Annotated in this window: 15 protein-coding genes; 5 read left to right on the top strand and 10 right to left on the bottom strand. The window is 67.2% G+C overall.

The window, feature by feature from the left end; translation table 11 throughout:
- Positions 1-18 precede the first annotated feature (18 nt).
- Positions 19-1,569 carry an alpha/beta fold hydrolase gene (locus QX128_RS30115; RefSeq protein ID WP_315800518.1) on the bottom strand — a complete coding sequence of 517 codons (1,551 nt, stop codon included), beginning with the start codon at positions 1,567-1,569 and terminating at the stop codon, positions 19-21.
- Positions 1,570-1,716: 147 nt separating this feature from the next.
- Between QX128_RS30115 and mddA the strand changes: the two genes are divergently transcribed.
- Together mddA and QX128_RS30105 are read left to right on the top strand one after the other, a co-directional pair.
- The gene (gene mddA, locus QX128_RS30110) at positions 1,717-2,496 is read left to right on the top strand and encodes a methanethiol S-methyltransferase (protein ID WP_316239338.1); all 780 of its coding nucleotides are present in this window, start codon (positions 1,717-1,719) and stop codon (positions 2,494-2,496) included.
- Positions 2,497-2,708: 212 nt separating this feature from the next.
- Positions 2,709-3,899, top strand: coding sequence for an MFS transporter (locus QX128_RS30105; RefSeq protein WP_316239337.1), 1,191 nt, complete (start codon positions 2,709-2,711; stop codon positions 3,897-3,899).
- Here QX128_RS30105 and QX128_RS30100 read toward each other — a convergent pair whose 3' ends face one another.
- The 3 genes from QX128_RS30100 to QX128_RS30090 all read right to left on the bottom strand — a co-directional run bounded on the left by QX128_RS30100 (position 3,900) and on the right by QX128_RS30090 (position 7,044).
- Complete coding sequence (locus QX128_RS30100) at positions 3,900-4,703, bottom strand: intradiol ring-cleavage dioxygenase (protein ID WP_316239356.1); 804 nt, start codon at positions 4,701-4,703, stop codon at positions 3,900-3,902.
- A 97-nt stretch (positions 4,704-4,800) separates the two neighbouring features.
- The gene (map, locus tag QX128_RS30095; protein ID WP_315800515.1) at positions 4,801-5,625 is read right to left on the bottom strand and encodes a type I methionyl aminopeptidase; all 825 of its coding nucleotides are present in this window, start codon (positions 5,623-5,625) and stop codon (positions 4,801-4,803) included.
- Between the two features lie 99 nt (positions 5,626-5,724).
- On the bottom strand, positions 5,725-7,044 hold the full coding sequence (locus QX128_RS30090; protein WP_316239336.1) for a mechanosensitive ion channel family protein: 1,320 nt from the start codon (positions 7,042-7,044) through the stop codon (positions 5,725-5,727).
- A gap of 209 nt (positions 7,045-7,253) precedes the next feature.
- On the opposite strand from QX128_RS30090, the gene QX128_RS30085 reads away from it, so the two are divergent.
- Positions 7,254-9,047, top strand: coding sequence for a potassium/proton antiporter (locus tag QX128_RS30085; protein WP_316239335.1), 1,794 nt, complete (start codon positions 7,254-7,256; stop codon positions 9,045-9,047).
- A gap of 3 nt (positions 9,048-9,050) precedes the next feature.
- On the opposite strand, the gene QX128_RS30080 is transcribed toward QX128_RS30085, so the two are convergent.
- Together QX128_RS30080 and mepA are read right to left on the bottom strand one after the other, a co-directional pair.
- Positions 9,051-9,569 carry a hypothetical protein gene (locus tag QX128_RS30080; protein WP_316239334.1) on the bottom strand — a complete coding sequence of 173 codons (519 nt, stop codon included), beginning with the start codon at positions 9,567-9,569 and terminating at the stop codon, positions 9,051-9,053.
- Between the two features lie 189 nt (positions 9,570-9,758).
- Positions 9,759-10,700: a penicillin-insensitive murein endopeptidase gene (gene mepA, locus QX128_RS30075; protein ID WP_316239333.1), complete on the bottom strand. Its 942-nt coding sequence runs from the start codon at positions 10,698-10,700 to the stop codon at positions 9,759-9,761.
- 394 nt (positions 10,701-11,094) lie between these two features.
- Here mepA and QX128_RS30070 point away from each other — a divergent pair, with 394 nt between their 5' ends.
- Positions 11,095-13,308 carry a putative bifunctional diguanylate cyclase/phosphodiesterase gene (locus QX128_RS30070; protein WP_316239332.1) on the top strand — a complete coding sequence of 738 codons (2,214 nt, stop codon included), beginning with the start codon at positions 11,095-11,097 and terminating at the stop codon, positions 13,306-13,308.
- Here QX128_RS30070 and ftrA read toward each other — a convergent pair.
- On the bottom strand, positions 13,282-14,313 hold the full coding sequence (gene ftrA / locus QX128_RS30065) for a transcriptional regulator FtrA (protein WP_316239331.1): 1,032 nt from the start codon (positions 14,311-14,313) through the stop codon (positions 13,282-13,284). The two genes, QX128_RS30070 and ftrA, sit on opposite strands and share 27 nt — an antisense overlap.
- A gap of 96 nt (positions 14,314-14,409) precedes the next feature.
- Here ftrA and QX128_RS30060 point away from each other — a divergent pair, with 96 nt between their 5' ends.
- Entirely contained in the window at positions 14,410-14,808 is a 399-nt protein-coding gene (locus QX128_RS30060; RefSeq protein ID WP_316239330.1) for a rhodanese-like domain-containing protein, read from the top strand.
- Between the two features lie 208 nt (positions 14,809-15,016).
- Here QX128_RS30060 and QX128_RS30055 read toward each other — a convergent pair whose 3' ends face one another.
- The 3 genes from QX128_RS30055 to lepA form a co-directional block, all read right to left on the bottom strand.
- On the bottom strand, positions 15,017-16,984 hold the full coding sequence (locus QX128_RS30055; RefSeq protein WP_316239329.1) for a methyl-accepting chemotaxis protein: 1,968 nt from the start codon (positions 16,982-16,984) through the stop codon (positions 15,017-15,019).
- Positions 16,985-17,063: 79 nt separating this feature from the next.
- Positions 17,064-17,225, bottom strand: a complete 162-nt coding sequence (locus QX128_RS30050) for a hypothetical protein (RefSeq protein ID WP_316183121.1) — start codon at positions 17,223-17,225, stop codon at positions 17,064-17,066.
- A 96-nt stretch (positions 17,226-17,321) separates the two neighbouring features.
- The gene (gene lepA / locus QX128_RS30045) at positions 17,322-19,133 is read right to left on the bottom strand and encodes a translation elongation factor 4 (protein WP_316239328.1); all 1,812 of its coding nucleotides are present in this window, start codon (positions 19,131-19,133) and stop codon (positions 17,322-17,324) included.
- Positions 19,134-19,222 lie beyond the last annotated feature (89 nt).

Raw genomic sequence — 19,222 nt, 5'->3', positions numbered from 1 at the left:
CCAGTCCGGCGATCCTGCTTACAATGGCAGACCGCGGAGGAAGGCTTCGATGCTGGCGAGGACGGGCCTCTGGTCGCCGGCGAACATCCAATGGTCGGCGCCGTCGAGCTCGACGAAACGTGCGTGGCGGATCTGGCCGGCGAGATGCCGCCCGGCCCCGACGACCACCGCGCGATCGTGGCGACGGTGCAGCACCAGGGTCGGTGCGGATATCCGTGCGAGCAGGTGGCGCACGTCCATATCGCTGAAGGCTTCGAGCAGGCCCTTGATGGCGCCGGGGCTGGATGCTGCGCGAAGCAGTCCGGCCCACCAGGCGCGCGCCTGGGGATCGCCGGCCAGGCTCGGCGCGAACGTCTCGATGCCGGCCGGTCCGCCCCATCCGGCCACGAGCTGCCGCAGCCAGATGCCGTACTGGCCGGCCTGCAGCGCATGCGGATAGTCGGCCGCAGCGCTGCCCTTGGCGAGCGAGGCGAACAGGATCAGCCCGGCGACACGTTCGGGATGGTCGGCCGCGAAGGTGATGCAGGCCGGTCCGCCTTCGGAGGCGCCGAGCAGCACCGTGCGCCGGCTGCCGGCGGCGTCGAGCACGGTCGCGATGTCGCGCGCGGTCGCCTCGACGCTCGGGCTGAAACCGACCCGGTCGGAGAGCCCGATGCCGCGGCGGTCGAACAGGATCAGACGGCCGATTCTGGCGAGCGCGGACAGCAAGGCCCGGCAGCGCGGCTCCTCCCAGATCCGTTCGACATGCGAGACGAAGCCGGGCAGCAGCAGAATGTCCAGCGGACCGGCGCCGTAGGTCTGATAGGCGAGATGAACGCCGTCGCCGAGGACATAGCGCGTCGGCGGCGCGCTTTCGCCGTGGGCCGCGACGCCCTGCGCCAGCAGCGCCAGCGTCTCCGCCTCGGGGGGCACGCCGAGCTCGTCGCGCAGCCGCTGTGTCAGGGCGCCGAGATGGCGCTCGGCGGCGGCGCGGTCGCCGGCCAGCAGCAGGCTGCGGATCAGGGCGCGGCCATAGACCTCGCTGAGCGGATCGAACGCGACGAGGCGTGCGGCATGGACCGTGGCGGCGCCATGATCACCGGCCGCGCTTCGGTCCTGCACCACGCGCTCCAGCGCCTGGACTGCCCGGCCGCGCAGGGCTTCACGCCGGAAGAACGCCCATTCCTCGAACTGCGGACAGTCGCCGGGCGTGAAGCCGTCCAGGAAGTCGCCGGAATAGAGGCGGCAGGCCAGCTCGAATTCGCCGCGGTCGCAGGCCGTTTCGAACAGCCCCGAGTCGACCTCCAGCTCGACCGCGGCGGCCCATCGAACCGTCGCGCGATCGATGGTGAGGCAGCCGTCGCCGAGCGTGAGCTGGAGCCGGTGCAGCAGGCGGCGCAGCCTTGCGCGCGCCACCTCTTCCGAACTCTCGGGCCAGAGCATCGTCGCCAGCACGTCCCGCGCGACGGGGCCTTTGGCTTCCGCCAGATAGACCAGCAGGGCGAGGCCCTTGCGCAGCGCCAGCGGGCATGGCTGACCGTCGCGATGCAGCTCGGGGAAGCCAAATGTCCGGACGCGGAACTGAACCATCGGGATGCGACCTGCATGGCTGCGTCCGGGGGACGCTCGGGGGACGGTCGATTGGTAAGGGCTCAGGCTCGCACGAGACGTGACCGATCCCAGGATCGGGCGTCTCGATCACGGCCATGCCGTCCTCGATGCAACAAGGAAACATTCATGTCCGGACGCCTCCTCATCATGCTCTACGCCATCACGAGCTATGCCGTCTTTCTTGGGTCGTTCGTATGGGCGGTCGGTTTCGTCTGCAATTACAACTATCTCACGACCAAGTCGATCGACGTCGGCGTGTCCAGCGCCGTGACCGAGGCCGTCGTCGTCGACGTGCTGCTGCTCGCGCTGTTCGCGATCCAGCACAGCGTGATGGCGCGGCCGGCCTTCAAGCGCGCATTGACGCGCATCATTCCGGCCGCCGCCGAGCGCAGCACCTATGTGCTGCTGTCCAGCCTGATCCTGCTGCTGCTGTTCTGGCAATGGCGTCCGATCCCGAATCCGGTCTGGCACGTCGAGGGTGCCGCCGCGGGCGTGCTGACCGGCCTCCACTGGCTCGGCTGGATCATCGCGCTGTCCTCGACCTACATGATCGATCATTTCGACCTGTTCGGCCTGCGCCAGGCCGTGCTCGCCCTCCGCGGCAGCGCCGGGACAGCGCAGCCTTTCAGAACGCCGCTGCTGTATCGGCTGGTGCGCCACCCGCTGATGCTGGGCTTCCTGCTCGCCTTCTGGGCCACGCCGGAGATGTCGGTCGGCCACCTGCTATTCGCCGCCCTCAGCACGGCCTACATCCTGGTCGGGCTGCAGCTCGAGGAGCGCGATCTGGTCGCCCAGTTCGGTGACACCTACCAGCGCTACCGCCGGCAGGTGCCGATGCTGCTGCCACGGCTGATCGGCGGCCGGCGGACCGCGGAGACCGAGACGGAGGCGCACGGCGCGCAGTAGCCGGCGCGGGCTCGACGTCGCCAGGGCCTCGTCGAGCGCGCTCGCCTTTGATTGCGGACTTGCTCGATGCAGCGCCCACGCAGACGTGAATTGGAGCGGGGGACCTCAGCACCTATGTCGGGCTTGAATGCTGCGATGCAAAATCGCAGCTCGACAGCCTCCGTTCTCATCGGGCCCTATGGCCTGCCGTTCCTCCCCGAGAGAGATCCACGTTGACCACCATCACGTCCGATTCCGGCGACTCGCTGTCGGCCTGGATCACGCTGCTATTGGCCTTTTCCTGCGGGCTGATCGTCGCCAACATCTATTACGCGCAGCCGCTGATCGGGCCGATCAGCGCCGACCTCGGGCTGCGGCCGCAGCTCGCGGGACTGCTGGTGACGATGAGCCAGATCGGCTACGGCGCGGGTCTGTTGTTCGTGGTGCCGCTCGGCGATCTCATCGAGAACCGCAAGCTCGTCATCACGACCATCATCGTCGGCGCGGCCGCGCTCGGCTGCGCGGCGCTGGCGACGAGCCCGTCGACGTTCCTGCTCTCGGCGCTGCTGATCGGCTTCGGCTCGGTCGCGGTGCAGATCCTGATCCCCTATGCCGGGCACATGGCGCCGGAGGCGATCCGCGGCCGCACCGTCGGCAACGTCACCACCGGCCTGATGCTCGGCATCATGCTGGCGCGGCCGCTGGCGAGCTTCGTCGCGGCGCATGCGTCCTGGCACGTCATCTATGCGGCCTCGGCGCTCGCCATGCTGATCCTGGCCGTCGTGCTGCGCCTCGCGCTGCCGCCGCGCGAGCCGCAGGCGCGGCTGAGCTACGGCCAGCTGCTCGGCTCGATGGTCGAGCTCTATCGCGACACGCCGGCGCTGCGCCGCCGTGCGCTGTACCAGGCCGCGCTGTTCGGCGGCTTCAGCGTGTTCTGGACCACGTCCCCGCTGCTGCTGGCCGGGCCCGATTTCCGGATGTCGCAGACCGGCATCGCGCTGTTCGCGCTGGCCGGCGTCGCCGGCGCGATCATGGCGCCGGTCGCGGGCCGCATCGCCGACCGCGGCTGGACCCGGCCGGCGACGATCGCCTCGATGCTGATGTGCGCGCTCGGCTTCGCGCTGACATTGGCGGCACCGCTCGGAACCCATTGGTCGCTGGCGACTTTGGTGATCGCCGCCATCGCGATCGATTGCGGCGCGCAGCTCAGCCTGATCCTCGGCTATCGCGTGCTGTTCGTGCTCGGCGCCGGCCAGCGCAGCCGGCTGAACGGACTCTATATGACCACCTTCTTCGTCGCCGGCGCCGCCGGCTCCGGTCTCGGTGCCTGGGCATACGCCCATGGCGGCTGGACAGCCGCCGCCGCGCTCGGCACGGCGCTGCCGCTCGCCGCTTTGGCCTATCAGTTCACCGAGCCGAATTGATCAGAACGGGCTGCGCTTGAGCCCGGGCACCAGCGCCGCGAGCCGGTCCTTGATCCATGGCGCCGGCGGCAGCTTTCCGGTGGGCATCTCGACCGCGGCGGCCGGGTTGCGGCTCACGGCGAGCGTCAGGGTCGCGAGATAATGGTCGCGCTCCTCCTTCACCGCGCAATGCGCGCGGTGTTCGGGATCGGCTTCGGTCGCGACGCGGTCATTGGCATTGATGACGAGCCTCTGCTTTGGCCGTCCGGTATAGTCGGGCACGTTGGTGTAGATGAACTCGTTCAGCGCCTCGGGAAAGAACGTCTGTCCGGTCAGCACCGTGGTCTCGTCGACAAACACCCTGAAGTGGATGTGGGTGGCACGGCCGGCATACCAGCCGGGATAAATCGTCCTGAAGCCGGCCCAGCCGGCGGCATCGGCCATCTGGGTGCCGCGCAGATACGTCTTGCCGCTCTGGTCGAGCTTGTGGGTGTCGCTCTGGCCGGGATAGCCCGAATAGATGCCGCGGGCGTCGCAGTGCCAGATGTCGACGCGCGCGCCTGGTACCGGCGCGCAGGTGCCGGCCTCGATGACGCGAAGGCGCAGCCTGAGCGGCACGCCCGGCCGGTCCTCGGCGATCTCGGCGCGCACCAGCTTGGGATCGAGATAATAGGGACCGGATTCCGACTGCGGCGTCAGGAAGCAGGCCTCGTCGGCATTCGCCGACGCGGGAGCCGTCTCCGACGCTGCGCGGGCCGGCGGCGTCAGCAGCGCTGCGCCCGCCGAGAGCAGGCCGAGAACGCCACGGCGTGTTGCGTTGGTCAGAGCAGCCTCCCGCGGTCGCATGCGATGGAAGCGGCAGTCGATCAGCCCGGCATGGCAACAATCGGACGCCCGGCGACCATTGGGCCAGGCAGCCCGCTCACACCTGCGTCAGCGGCTTCTCGCCATGGCGCTCCGAGAGCGTGAAGATCTCGACGCCGTCATTGGTGACGCCGACCGAGTGCTCGAACTGTGCCGACAGCGAACGGTCGCGCGTGACGGCGGTCCAGCCGTCGGACAGGATCTTCACGTGCGGCTTGCCGAGATTGATCATCGGCTCGATGGTGAAGAACATGCCCGGCTTGAGCAGCACGCCCTCGCCCGGGCGGCCGACATGGATGATGTTCGGCTCGTCGTGGAACAGCCGGCCGAGGCCGTGGCCGCAGAAGTCGCGCACCACGCTCATGCCCTGCGGCTCGACGAAGCTCTGGATCGCATGGCCGATATCGCCGGTGGTGGCGCCGGGCTTCACCGCGGCGATGCCGCGCATCATCGATTCGTAGGTCACCTCGATCAGCCGCTCGGCCTTGCGCGCGATCGGCCCGATCGCATACATGCGGCTCGAATCGCCGTACCAGCCGTCGACGATGAAGGTGACGTCGACATTGATGATGTCGCCTTCCTTCAGCGGCCGGTCGTTCGGCATGCCGTGGCAGACCACGTGGTTGATCGACGTGCAGGTCGAGTAGCGATAGCCGCGATACATCAGCGTCGCCGGATAGGCGCCATGGCTGAAGGCGAAGTCGCGAACGAAATCGTCGATTCGGGAGGTCGGCACGCCCGGCTTGACGATGTCGGTGAGCGCATCGAGGCACTTCGACACCAGCGCGCCGGCCTTGCGCATGCCGGCAAAGCCGCTCGGGCCGTGCAGCTTGATCTGGCCGTTCTTGCGCGCAGCGGCGTCGGTCGCTTCGATATAGTTCATGGGCCTGTTTCGTTCTCGAACATGTCGCGGGGTGATCGCCTAATTTAATGATCGTGCCGCCCGGTGCAAGCCGGGTCTGCACGGCCGGACCTGCCGGCCCTAGCCGGTCGGCACCTCGAGCGTGGTCTCCACCGGCAGCGCGCCGCCGCGAACGCGAAGCTCTCGCACCGGATACGGCACCCTGATGCCCTCGCGCTTGAAGGCCTCCCACAGCGCCAGCATCACCTCGCTCTTGACGCTGTCCATGTAGCTGGGATCGGCGATCCATGTGGTCAGCGAGAACTTCATGCCGGCCTCGGTGAACTCGGTCAGCAGGCAGTTCGGCGCCTTCGATTTCAAGGTGCGCGGCGTCTCGGCCGCGATCTCGGTGGCGAGCTTGCAGACGACCCGGGGATCGGCGTCGTAGTTGGTGCCGAAATTGACCTTCACCAGCGTGTTCTTGTCGGTGTAGGTCCAGTTGGTCACCTTCTGGGTGACAAGATCCTCGTTCGGAATCAGGAACTCGCGGCCGTCGCCGGCGGCAACCGAGATGTAGCGCGTGTTCATCGCGCTGATGCGCCCCGAACTGTCGCCGATCGTGACGAGATCGCCCGGCTTCACCGATTTGTCGGCCAGCAGGATGATGCCCGCGACGAAATTGGCGACGATGCGCTGCAGGCCGAGGCCGATACCGACACCGGCGGCACCGGAGAAGATCGCCAGCGCCGACAGGTTGATGCCGACCGCGCTGATCGCAATCGCAACGCCGAGGATCATCAGGCCCATGCGGACCATCTTGATCAGGAGGACCTGGATCGACGGTGTCAGGTCGGTCGAGCGCGTGATGCGGCTTTCGACGAAATTGCTGGCGACGTTGGTCAGCCACAGCACCGCGAGCAGCAAGACGCCGAGCTTGATCACCAGCAGCGGCGTCAGCCTGAGGCCGCCGAGCACGACCGAGATGGAATCGAGCGCGTCGACCACATTGTCGAGCTGGCCGATGATGCTGAGTGCGGCGACCAGCCAGGCCGAGATCGACACGATCTGCACGATGAAGGTGCTGCGGATCACCGAAGTGATCAGCCGGATCACCAGCCAGGCCAGCGCCAGCTTGAGCGCGACGGCGAGCAGGTAGCTGCGGCTCGGCCAGGTCCACAGCAACATGCCGGTGCGGGCGATCCGCATCAGGATCACGAACACGACCGTGGTGACGCTCTCCAGCAGCACCCGCAGCAGTTGCCGCAGCGGGCCCGGCCAGCCCATCGCCAGCGAGGTCAGGTCGATGCGGGCGCGCACGGCGGCGCTGGCGGCAAAGGCGATGCCGGCGCCGCTCAGCACCAGCCCGAGCTGAAGATAGAACCACGGCGAAGTGACCTCGGCGCCGATCGAGCGGCCAACGGTCTGCAGGAATTCGAGAACGTCTTTCAGGTCGAGGTCCATCAGCGGGGTCTCGGAGGGGAACAGGGGCGCGGGTTGGCCGGATCAGCGGGATTTAGTTCGTTTTCGTCACGGGCGATTGCCGCGAAATATACCCCGAACGCGGGCAAGGATGGAAAAATGGGCATATCGCCGCGATAAGAGCAAATCCGGTTGGCGTGCAAGTGTGGCGACGATAAGGATGTAAAACTCGGATTCATCAACGTTTTTTCATGACATCCCTCGACGCCGTCAGCATTGCGATCCTCCTCGGTGCGGTCCTCGTCATGGCCGGCATCCTGTCGAGCCTGCTGGCGCTGCGCTTCGGCGCACCGCTGCTGCTGGTGTTCCTGGTGATCGGCATGCTGGCGGGCGATTCAGGCCCTGGTCATATCGAGTTTCAGGACGTCCGCACCACCTATCTGGTGGGCTCCGTCGCGCTGGCGCTGATCCTGTTCGATGGCGGCCTGCGCACGCGCTTCCAGAGCATCCGCACCGTGCTGGCGCCCTCGATGGTGCTTGCGACCGTCGGCGTGCTGTTGACCGCCTTCATCACCGCGCCGGTGGCGAAATATGCCCTCGACCTCGGCTGGACCGAGGCGACGCTGGTCGGCGCCGTCATCGCCTCGACGGATGCGGCGGCCGTGTTCCTGCTGGTCCACGCCCAGGGCCTGCGGCTGCGCCCGCGCGTCGGCGCCACGCTGGAGGCGGAGTCCGGCAGCAACGATCCGTTCGCGGTGTTCCTGACCCTGATGCTGGTCGAGCTGATCTCGGTCGGTCACGGCAGCATCGGACATTTCGTGTTCGAGCTGGTCCGCGAGGCCGTGCTCGGCACGCTGTTCGGCATCGTCGGCGGCCGCCTCGTCGTCATCGGCCTCAACCGGGTCTCGCTGCCGCAGGGCCTGCACGCGCCGTTCGTGACCACCGCTGCGCTGGTCATCTTCGGCATGGCGCAGATCGCGCACGGCTCCGGCTTCCTCGCGGTCTATCTCGCCGGTCTGATCGTCGGCAACCGGCCGACGCGGGCGCACAATTCGGTCGTCACCTTCCTCGATGCCGCGACCTGGCTGGCGCAGATCGTGATGTTCGTGCTGCTCGGGCTGCTGGTGTCGCCGCAGCGGCTGCTCGACAGCCTGCTGCCGGCGATTGCCGTCGCGCTGATGCTGATGCTGGTGGCGCGACCCGTCGCGGTGTTTCTCTGCCTCTATCCGTTCCGGTTCAACTGGCGGGAGAAGGCGTTCATCGCCTGGACCGGCCTGCGCGGCGCGGTCGCGATCTTCCTGGCCTCGATCCCGCTGCTGGTCGGCCTGTCCAACGCCTATCTCTATTTCGACGTCGCGTTCGTGGTGGTGATCATCTCGCTGCTGGCGCAGGGCTGGACGCTCGGCATTGCCGCGCGCAAGCTGCACGTGGCGCTGCCGCGCACCGATCGCGGCCCGCGCCGCATCGAGCTCGATCTGCCCGGCCAGCTCGAGCAGCAATTGGTCGGCTATTCGATCCGCTCCAAGAGCCTGTACTTCCGCCGCGGCCTGATCCCGTCCTGGTCGAAGCCGACCCTGGTGATCCGCAACCAGCAGATCCTGTCGCCGCCCGAGGCCGAGCCGATCGCGCCGGGTGACTACCTCTATCTGCTGGCGCCGCCGGAAAAGGCCGAGTCGCTCGACCGCTTCTTCGTCGACATGCCGCCGTCGGCGGCGCCCGACCCGCATCTGCTCGGCGACTTCATGGTCTCGGCCGAGCATACGCTCGACGAGGTCGCCGGCATCTATGGCGTCAAGCTCGGCGAGGGCGAGGACAAGCTGACGCTGGCCGACTATTTCGACATCCACCTCGACAACGCGCCGAAGGAAGGCGCGACCGTGGCGCTCGACACCATCGTGCTGGTCGCCCGCTCGATCTCCGGCGGCCGCGTCAACGTGGTCGGCCTGCGCCTGCCGGAGGACGAAGAAGAGGTGCCGGTGCTGACGCGCAAAGAGCGGATGAAGCGCAGACTGGCCGAAGTCTGGTCGTCGGTTGCGGGAGTGTGAGCGTCACTCTGCCGCGGGCAGGACCGCGATCGAAATCGCATTGTCCGGCGCGCCGCTGACCTGCAACACCAGGGGATGCGGTCCCAGCTCGTACTTCAGGGTCTTGCGGATGCCGTCGCAATCGGTGGCGCCGCTGAAGCCAGCGGGTTTGAGGATCTTGCCGTCCTGCACGACGTCGATCCAGGCCGCGGCCGACAGGCTGATCGTGTACACGCCCGCCTTGGGCGCTGCGGTGATCCGCGTGAGGCCGGCGAAGGTGCCGTCCTTGGGCGCGCGTTCCGGTGGCATCGCCAGCCTGGCCTCGGCCGTCGGACGCAGCTCCAGCACCATGCCGGTGGCCGGGATGGCGGCGATCTCGGCGCCCGATACCAGCTTCTCGCGGTTGGCCGCGGTCAGAGCGGCACGCTCGCGCGCGATGTCCCATTTGAATTTGTCGCAGCCGCTCGGTTCGGCGGCAACCGCAGCCGAGCTCGCGGCCAGCGTGAGGAGGAAGGCAGTCGTGGCGGGACGGATCAGGATCATGACGGACTCGCGACTGTTGCGCCGCGCAGCGGCGCGCGGCATTTCGATACCGCGATAACAGGAGGTGGAGGGACCGTCATCCCCTTCGATCGTCGCGCTCACGGCGCGAACGATGTCATTCTAAAGCAATCCAGCCTTACTGCGATTCAGCCTTACTGCGATTCCTGCGCCGCGTCAGCCGTCGCTGAATCAATTCTTGGCGTCCGGCGCATGCAGCACCGCTCGGCAGCCAGGCGGCAGTTGCGCCATCGTAATCGGTTGCGGCGGCTTGGGTGGCTCTTTCGGCGGCAGCGGATGCAGCACCGCGTCCGAGAACCAATAGTCGAGGTCGCCGCAGCCATCGCCGCCCTCCTGGTTGGTCTGGCCGTGGCAGTCCGGGTTGCCCGGCGGGCACACCATGCGGATGTGGAAGTGATAGTCGTGCCCCCACCACGGCCGCACCTTGGTGAGCCAGCTGCGGTCGCCCCTGGCGTCCCGGCACAGCGCCTTCTTGATCGCGGCATTGACGAAGATGCGCTGCACCGACGGCTCCTGGGCCGCGGCCCGGATCACGGCGAGGTGGCCCTTCGTGAACACGCGTGGATCGACATCGAGGCGATCGGGCCGCACCATCATCACCGCCGACATCTCCTCGCGCTCGTTGCGCGACAGCCGGTGCTCGGGCATCGGGGTCAGCCAGATGTCGGCGTCGAGCCCGATCTGATGGCTGGCATGGCCGCTCAATGCCGGACCGCCGCGCGGCTGGCCGATGTCGCCGACCAGGATGCCGGGCCAGCCGGCATCCTTGTGCGCGCGGGTCGCCAGCCGCTTCAGCAGCGCGATCAGGTTGGGATGGCCGAAATTGCGGTTGCGCGACAGCCGCATCACCTGCCAGCCCTCGCCATTGATCGGCATTCGCTCAGCGCCGGCGATGCAGCCCCGATTATAGGTTCCAATCACCTTGGTCGGTTGCGCCGACGGCAGGATCCTGCGCGCGAACAGCTCCTTGGCCGGCGTATTCGGATCGTCCGGATGCGCCAATGGCGGCAGGGCCTTCGGCTCGACGCTGCCCTTGTCCTGGGCATGGGTCGGGCTCGCCGCGGCAATGACGGCCGAACTGATGATGGCGACCAGAATCAGGCGGACATGCATGAAGCCAGTGTAGCGTTTGCCGACCGGCCGAGTTGCCCAATTCTACGTCAACAGCAGGTCATTCGAGTCGTTTTAACCTGCCTCTAACCCTGCTGCCGGATTGGCGGAACTGGCTGAACTCGGTTCAATTGCGTGAGTTCGTTCGGTAAATGAACAATAAGCGCAAGGCCACTGCACGGTATGCGGGTCTTTTCTGGCCGGTGGCAGCCGACGTCACATATCGCTGGTTGTATCGCAGCCCTTGGTTGATCCTCGGCGCAAGGCTCAACTCTCCAAATACGCGAGTGCATCTGCCTGTTCCCGTAACCAATGGCTGTCGTGTTCTGCATCAAGATACCATTTTTTCAGAAACGTGGCTGAAAACTGCCTTTCGAGAAGGAGAGTGAGGCACGCGATGCGGCCCGTTCGGCCACCCACGGCAAAAAAGCGCAATCGCCTGCCAAGCGCCCGCGATGCAGTTCACCCGGTCAAGCCAAGCCCGAAATTGCGGCGGCACAACCTGCGCAAGCTTGGCCCTGTCGATGGGAGCAAGTGCGCCGAAATGGCGATGGCGGAGGCGAAGAAGGCGCATGATCGGCTGATCGAAGCGATCAACCTTCTTCCCGAGGGGATCGTGTTCCTCGACGCCGACGGCCGTTACATCCTCTGGAACAAGAAATACGCCGAAATCTACAACCGCAGCTCGGACCTGTTCGAAGCCGGCGCCCGGCTGCAGGACACGATCCGGATCGGCGTCGCCCGCGGCGACTATCCGGAAGCCGCCGGCCGCGAGGAGGAGTGGATCGCCGAACGGCTCGAAAAGCTGTTTCATCCGAGCGGTCGCCACGAGCAGAAGCTGTCGGACGGCCGCACCATCCTGATCGAGGAGCGTCTGACCGGCGATGGCGGCATCGTTGGCCTGCGCGTCGACATTACCGAATTGAAGCAGCGCGAGGAGTCGTTCCGCCTGCTGTTCGACGGCAATCCCGTGCCGATGATCGTCTGCGCGACGGATGATGGGCGCGTGCTCGGCGTCAACGAAGCGGCGGCCCAGCATTACGGCTATAGCCGGGACGCCTTCGAGCGGCTCAGCATCCGCAGCCTGCAGGCCTATGACAGCGAGCCGCCCTGGGCAGGCGAGCAGTCCAGCGAGGAGCAGGCGGCGCGCACCTGGAAGCATGTCCGCGCCGATGGCGCCCTGATCGATCTCGCGATCTATTCGCGCCATCTTGTCCACAACGCCCAGCCCGCGGTGCTGCTGGCGCTGATGGACATCACCGAGCGCAAGCGCGCCGAGGCGCGGCTCGCCTTCCTCGCCCAGCACGACGCGCTGACCGGCCTGCCGAGCCGCAACCTGCTGCGCCAGAAGGTCGATGACAAGCTCGCCCAGATGCGGCGCGGCTCCGAGAAGATCGCCGTGCTGGTGCTCGGCCTCGATAATTTCAAGTCGATCAACGACACCCTCGGCCACGCGGTCGGCGACCGGCTGTTGCGCGGGGTCGGCAAGCGGCTGCGCTCGGTCCTGCGTCAGGAGGACATCGTCGCGCGACTGAACTCCGACGAGTTCGCGGTGGTGCAGGGCGGGCAGGCGCGGCCGGAGGATGCGGCCCAGCTCTGCCGCCGGCTGCTGGAGGCGATCGCCGATCCCTATCTCATCGACGGCAGCTCGGTGACGATCGGTGCCACGATCGGCATCGCCATGGCGCCGAACGACGGCGACGACGCCGAGAAGCTGCTCAAGAATGCCGACATGGCGCTGTCGCGCGCCAAGAACGAGACGCGCGGCACCTTCAGCTATTTCGAACCCGGCATGGATGCGCGGGCGCAGAGCCGGCGCAAGATCGAATCCGAGCTGCGCGAGGCCATCCAGCGCGACGTGCTACAGCCGCATTATCAGCCGCTGATCGACCTCTCGACCGGACGCATCACCGGCTTCGAGGCGCTGGCGCGCTGGCCGCATCCCGAGCGCGGCATGATCCCGCCGTCGGAGTTCATCCCGGTCGCCGAGGAGACCGGCCTGATCTCGGCGCTTGGCCGCGCGATGTTGCGCCAGGCCTGCAACGACGCGGCGAAATGGCCGGACGACGTCCGTGTCGCCGTGAACATGTCGCCGCTGCAGTTCCGCGTCGGCAATGTGCTGTCGCTGGTGATGGACGTGCTCAAGCAGTCGGGCCTGCCGGCGAGCCGGCTCGAGCTCGAGATCACCGAGACGCTGGTGCTGGAGAAGAGCGGCCAGGTGCTGGCCACCCTGCATGCGTTGCGCGCGCTGGGCGTCCGCATTTCGATGGACGATTTCGGCACCGGCTATTCCAGCCTGAGCTATCTGCGCAGCTTTCCGTTCGACAAGATCAAGGTCGATCAGTCCTTCATCCGCGGTCTCGCCGCCAATCGCGAGGCGCAGGCGATCGTCCGCTCGATCGTCAGCCTCGGCAAGGGGCTCGGCGTGACGATCACGGCCGAGGGTGTCGAGACGGAGGCGGAGCTCCGCTGTCTGCGCGCCGAGGGCTGCCATGAAGGGCAGGGCTATCTGTTCAGCCGGCCCCGGCCCAATGTCGACATCGTCCGGCTGTTGCAGGCGCAGCGGGACGCCATGGACGGCGCCTCACCCGGCAACGCGCTGGTGGCTTGAGCGAGCGACGCTGGCCGCTGTTGGACGCGCCTCGAAGCGCCGCCGATAAGCCGCGGGTGATGTTCCGACGATGCGCCGGAAAGCGACGCGAAAGGTTTCGAGCGACCGGTAGCCGCACTGCGCCGCGACGTCCGCCAGGGAAAGCGTCGCGTTCTCCAGCAGCTCCCGCGCCCGCGCCATGCGCTCCTGCTGCAGCCAGGCCGCGGGGCCGGCGCCCGTGCTGTCCTTGAAAGATCGTAGCAAGGATCGCTCGCTCATCCCGGCGCGCTTGGCCATCGCACTGATCGCGATCGGCTGCGCCAGTCGCGCGCGTGCCCAATCCATGACGTCGCCGATCGTCCGTCCCGGGCGGATCTGGACCGGTGCGACGACGTACTGCGCCTGCCCGCCGTCCCGGTGCGGCGGCATCACCAGCCGCCGGGCAACGCTGTTCGCAACCTTGCTGCCGAAGTCGCGCCGGACCAGATGCAGGCAGGCGTCGATGCCCGCCGCACTGCCGGCCGAGGTGACGACATTGCCCTCGTCGACGTAGAGCGTGTCCTCCTCGATGCGAATATTCGGATAGAGTCGCTTCAGGTCGGGGATGTGCCGCCAATGCGTGGTGGCGCGCCTGCCGTCGAGCAGCCCTGCCGCCGCCAGAACGAACACGCCCGAGCAGATCGACAGGCACCGCGCCCCCCGCGCCGCCGCCTGCGCGATGGCGCGCAGCAGGCGCTCCGGCGGCCGCTCATTGCGATCGCGCCACCCCGGCACGATGATCGTGCTGGCATCCTTCAGCCGCGCAAGCGGCGCGCCGGCCTCCACCACGATGCCGCCGATGGCGCGTGACCTTCGTCCCTCGGCCGAAACCACCTTGAACCGGTACCACGGGAAATCGAACTCTGGCCGTGGCAGCCCGAAGACTTCGACCGCGATGCCGAACTCGAACGTGCACAGCCCGTCATAGGCGATGACCGCGACGAGGCCGGGATCGTGCGGAGGGCTGCTGGCTGCGGCTGACTGCATTGGCGGAAACCTACCGGACTTTGTCCGATCCGTCACTTGGGTCGCCCGGCGTAGCGCGCGAGATTGGAGCTCACGCAACGTCGCAGGAGAGAGACGATGACGACCCATGTCACCGAGGTGCCCGCAGCCCCGTCAGCCCAGGCGCTCGCCCATTTCGAGGCGATGCTCTCGTTCGAGACCGATTGCTGGGACGTGCACGAGAGTCTGCATGCAGCAGCTCCGGACTTCATCCTGGTGGATGTCAGGGGCCCGGCCTCGTTCGCGAAGGGCCACATCGCCGGCGCCATCAACATCCCGCACCGGACCATGACCGCGGAGCGGATGGCCGAGTACGCGAAGGACAGGCTGTTCGTGGTCTACTGCGCCGGCCCGCACTGCAACGGCGCCAACCGCGCCGCGATCCGGCTTGCGCGGCTCGGGCTTCCCGTGAAGATGATGATCGGCGGCATCACCGGCTGGCTCGACGAGGGCTTTGCGCTCACGACCGGCGATTGAAGGGGGAGCCCGGCTCTTACCTCATCACCACCGTCGTCCCCGCGAACGCGGAGGCCCATACTCCGCGGCGCCAGCCGTGAGGCATTGCTGTGGCTCCAGCTCGCTCTCACCTCTCCCTTCGGTGGTTATGGGTCCCCGCGTTCGCGGGGACGACATCGATCGTTGGGCTGGCAGCGGTGGGCCGCCGCTGGAGGGTGAAAGTCGCGTGCTACGCCGCCTTGCGCAAGCCCGCGAGGAAGGTGTCGACGCTCTTAAACAGGTCGTTCGCATGCTTGCCGAGGTCGCGCGTCGCGACCATGACGTGATCGGCGAGCTGGCGCGACTGCTCGGCCGCGTCGCTGGCGCCGACGACGTTCTGCGACACCTCGTTGGTGCCGGACGCCGCCTGCTGGACGCTGCGCGCGATCTCGCGCGTCGCCGAGCCCTGCTGCTCGACGGCGGCGGCGATGGTCGCGGCAATGCCGCTGATCTCCTGGATCGTGCCGCTGATGCCGCCGATGGCGCTGACGCAGTCGGACGTCGCGGCCTGGATCGAGGTGACCTGGCCGGCGATCTCTTCCGTCGCCTTGGCGGTCTGACCCGCCAGCTCCTTGACCTCGGCGGCGACGACCGCAAAGCCGCGGCCCGCCTCGCCGGCGCGCGCCGCCTCGATGGTGGCGTTGAGCGCGAGCAGGTTGGTCTGGCTCGCGATCGCGTCGATCAGGCGCAGCACGTCGCCGATCCGCTCGGCGGCGGCGGCGAGGCTCTCGACCATCTCGGTGGTCTGCCGCGCCTTGACCACGGCGCCGTCGGCGACCTTGCTGGAATGCGCGACCTGGCGGCCGATCTCGGTCACCGAGGAGGCGAGCTCCTCCGAGGCCGCGGCGACGGTCGATACGCCGCTGGAGGCTTCCTCGGACGCCGCCGCCGCGGCCGCCGTGCGCTGCGAGGTGCCGTTGACGCTGACCGTGATCTCGTGGACGACGCGCTCCATGTCCGCCGTCGCCTTGGCGACCGAGGACACCACGCCCTTGACGTCGGCCTCGAACCGGTCGGCCATCTGTCGCTGTAGCGCCTGCTTCTCCTGCTCGGCGCGGTGTTGCGTCGCCTCCTGCGACTCGCGCAGGCTGGCCGTCTCGATCATGTTGCGGCGGAACACGTCGACCGCCTGCGCCATCGTGCCGAGCTCATCCTTGCGCTGGCCGCCGGGGATCGCAACCTCGGTGTCGCCGCTCGACAGCCGGTGCATGACGGCAGTGATCGCGACCAGCGGGCGCGAGATGCCGCGGGCGACGAACAGCGCGACGATGACGGCGAGCAGCAGGATCACGACCGTGCCGATGATCAGCTGCTGCTGCGCGCTGGCGGCGGCGGCCTCGTAAGCCGTGGTGTCCTTGATCAGCTCGAGCACGGCGATCGGGTCGCCGGCGTAGTTCCTGATCTGGCCGGCATAGACCGCGGCGGGCTTGCCGGCCAGGGTGGCATCGCGCAGCAGCGCCGTGCCCTTGAACACTGCGAGCACCTCGTCCGGGGTGGCGACGGTCTCGTCGCCGAACGTCGAGGACAGCCGCTTCGGCTGGCCGTCGTTGATCCAGTAGACGGCGAGATCGATGCCGAAGCGCTGCTTGGCGCGCTCGACGAATTCCTTGCCGAAGGCGGCGCCGACGTCGACGGTCGCGATCACCTTGCCGTCGCGCACGATCGGGGTCATGCCGAAGATGCCGAGCGACAGCCGGCTCTGCTCGACGCCGGCGATCAGGCGGCCGGTCTGGTTGGCCTGCACCACCGTGATGCGGCGCTTCGAGGTGTCGTCGCCGAACACCTTCGGCTCATGCACGCGATAGAAATTGGTGGCCGGCGGCGCCCATACGTTCACCAGCGGAATGCCTTGCGCCTTCAGCGACGTCATGGCGCCGCCGAGCAGGGCGCCGAGCGCGTCGCGGTCGCCCTTGAGATAGGCATCGGCGATCGGCGGCAGCGCCGCCAGGGTGGAGCTCACCGCCAGCGCGGCGCGGCCTTCATAGTCGATGCCGGCCGACACGCTGTCGAACTGCAGCTTCAACTGCTGCTCCAGCGCCAGTCGGGTCAGGGCGCGCTGTTGGATGACGGAGAAGGTGCCGAGCACGGCACAGGCGATGGCGACGGTGAGTGAGAGCGCGATGATCAGGCGGGCGGAGATCGATCGGAGGCGGGACATTGGGGCATTCCTTGCTTTGCAGCAAGGGTCCCAGAATACCATTAAGGAACAGATACCGTAGTTGTACGGGAACACCGATTCAGCCGAGGGCGTCCCACGTTCCGCTTCCCCGTCGATCGCATTGGACGATCGGGGTGTCGTGCTCTTCCGTCACGACGTCGTCATGGCCGGGCTTGTCCCGGCCATCCCCGTCGTTCGGCACGCTGACAACCACGTGGATGCCCAGGGCAAGCCCGGCCATGACGGAGTAACTAATTGGCAGGATGGCTCGTCGCGACTGCCCAGCCGGTCTATGGGCGATAGCCCTGCGGTCGATCGAGCGGGCGGCGATCCGCCCTCAGCTGTCGACCTTGAGCGCGGCGATGAAGGCTTCCTGCGGGATGTCGACCTTGCCGAACTGCCGCATCTTCTTCTTGCCTTCCTTCTGCTTCTCCAGAAGCTTCCTTTTGCGCGTGATGTCGCCGCCGTAGCACTTCGCGGTGACGTCCTTGCGCAGCGCGCGCACGGTCTCGCGCGCGATCACCTTGCCGCCGATCGCCGCCTGGATCGGGATCTGGAACATGTGCGGCGGGATCAGGTCCTTCATCTTCTCGACCATGGCGCGGCCGCGCCCTTCGGCGCGGGTCCTGTGCACCAGCATCGACAGCGCATCGACCGGCTCGTTGTTGACGAGGATCTGCATCTTGACGAGGTCGGCCGGCTTGTAGTCGGTCAAATGATAGTCGAACGAGGCGTAGCCCTTGGAGACCGATTTCAGCCGGTCGTAGAAATCGAACACGACCTCGTTCAGCGGCAGGTCGTATTTGACCATCGCACGGGCGCCCACGTAGGTGAGCTCCTTCTGATTGCCGCGGCGGTCCTGGCACAGCTTCAGCACGCTGCCGAGATATTCGTCCGGTGTCAGGATCGTGGCCTCGATCCAGGGCTCCTGGATCTCGGCGATCTTGACCACGTCGGGCATGTCCACGGGGTTGTGGATCTCGATCTCCTCGCCGTCGGTCAGCTTCATCTTGTAGATGACGGAGGGCGCGGTCGCGATCAGGTTGAGATCGAACTCGCGCGACAGCCGCTCCTGGATGATCTCGAGGTGCAACAGGCCAAGGAAGCCGCAGCGGAAGCCGAAGCCGAGCGCGGCGGATGTCTCCATCTCGAACGAGAAGCTGGCGTCGTTGAGCCGGAGCTTGCCCATCGCTGCGCGAAGCGTCTCGAAATCGTCGGCGTCGACCGGGAACAGGCCGCAGAATACGACCGGGATGGCCGGCTTGAAGCCCGGCAGCATCTCCGAGACCGGCTTGCGGTCGTCGGTGATGGTGTCGCCGACACGGGTGTCGGCCACCTCCTTGATCGCGGCGGTGATGAAGCCGACCTCGCCGGGCCCAAGCTCATCGACCTGCTGCATCTTTGGCGTGAAGAAGCCGACGCGCTCGACGTCATAGGCGGCCCCGGTGCCCATCATCCGGACGCGCTGGCCCTTCTTCATGACGCCGTCGACGATGCGCACGAGAACGACGACGCCGAGATAGACGTCGTACCAGCTGTCGACCAAGAGCGCCTTCAGGGTCGCATCGCGGTCGCCCTTCGGCGGCGGCAGCCGGGTGACGATCGCCTCCAGCACGTCGGGAATCCCGAGGCCGGTCTTGGCCGAGATCATCACCGCGTCGGAGGCGTCGATGCCGATGACGTCCTCGATCTGCTGCTTGATCTTCTCGGGCTCGGCGGCCGGCAGGTCGATCTTGTTGAGGACCGGAACGATCTCGTGGTTGTTGTCGAGCGCCTGGTAGACGTTGGCGAGCGTCTGCGCCTCGACGCCCTGGCTGGCGTCGACCACCAGCAGCGAGCCCTCGCACGCCGCCAGCGACCGCGAGACCTCGTAGGCGAAGTCGACGTGGCCGGGCGTGTCCATCAGGTTGAAGATGTAATCCTTGCCGTCCTTGGCGCGGTACTGCAGGCGCACGGTCTGCGCCTTGATGGTGATGCCGCGCTCGCGCTCGATATCCATCGAATCGAGCACCTGTTCCTTGCCCGCCATCTCGCGGTCCGACAGGCCGCCCGTCATCTGGATCAGGCGGTCGGCGAGCGTGGACTTTCCATGGTCGATATGGGCGACGATGGAGAAGTTGCGGATGTTGGGAATGGGGACGGTCGTCATGGGTCGCGCAGATAGCATCCCGAGCCCCCAACCAGCAACCATATTGCTGAATTTCCAGGGCCTTTCTTCACGCCAAGCTGATTCCCCGT

The sequence above is a fragment of the Bradyrhizobium sp. SZCCHNR1015 genome (assembly GCF_032489875.1).
In the GTDB taxonomy this organism is placed as follows: Bacteria; Pseudomonadota; Alphaproteobacteria; order Rhizobiales; family Xanthobacteraceae; genus Bradyrhizobium.
This window is presented reverse-complemented; position numbering and strand designations above follow the sequence as displayed.

Excerpts from the sequence above, each read along its gene's own strand:
- QX128_RS30115 (WP_315800518.1), bottom strand. The coding sequence starts at position 1,569 with ATGGTTCAGTTCCGCGTCCGGACATTTGGCTTCCCCGAGCTGCATCGC.
- mddA (WP_316239338.1), top strand. The coding sequence starts at position 1,717 with ATGTCCGGACGCCTCCTCATCATGCTCTACGCCATCACGAGCTATGCC.
- map (WP_315800515.1), bottom strand. The coding sequence starts at position 5,625 with ATGAACTATATCGAAGCGACCGACGCCGCTGCGCGCAAGAACGGCCAG.
- QX128_RS30090 (WP_316239336.1), bottom strand. The coding sequence starts at position 7,044 with ATGGACCTCGACCTGAAAGACGTTCTCGAATTCCTGCAGACCGTTGGC.
- QX128_RS30085 (WP_316239335.1), top strand. The coding sequence starts at position 7,254 with ATGACATCCCTCGACGCCGTCAGCATTGCGATCCTCCTCGGTGCGGTC.
- QX128_RS30080 (WP_316239334.1), bottom strand. The coding sequence starts at position 9,569 with ATGATCCTGATCCGTCCCGCCACGACTGCCTTCCTCCTCACGCTGGCC.
- mepA (WP_316239333.1), bottom strand. The coding sequence starts at position 10,700 with ATGCATGTCCGCCTGATTCTGGTCGCCATCATCAGTTCGGCCGTCATT.
- QX128_RS30070 (WP_316239332.1), top strand. The coding sequence starts at position 11,095 with ATGCGGCCCGTTCGGCCACCCACGGCAAAAAAGCGCAATCGCCTGCCA.
- ftrA (WP_316239331.1), bottom strand. The coding sequence starts at position 14,313 with ATGCAGTCAGCCGCAGCCAGCAGCCCTCCGCACGATCCCGGCCTCGTC.
- QX128_RS30060 (WP_316239330.1), top strand. The coding sequence starts at position 14,410 with ATGACGACCCATGTCACCGAGGTGCCCGCAGCCCCGTCAGCCCAGGCG.
- QX128_RS30055 (WP_316239329.1), bottom strand. The coding sequence starts at position 16,984 with ATGTCCCGCCTCCGATCGATCTCCGCCCGCCTGATCATCGCGCTCTCA.
- QX128_RS30050 (WP_316183121.1), bottom strand. The coding sequence starts at position 17,225 with ATGGCCGGGCTTGCCCTGGGCATCCACGTGGTTGTCAGCGTGCCGAAC.
- lepA (WP_316239328.1), bottom strand. The coding sequence starts at position 19,133 with ATGACGACCGTCCCCATTCCCAACATCCGCAACTTCTCCATCGTCGCC.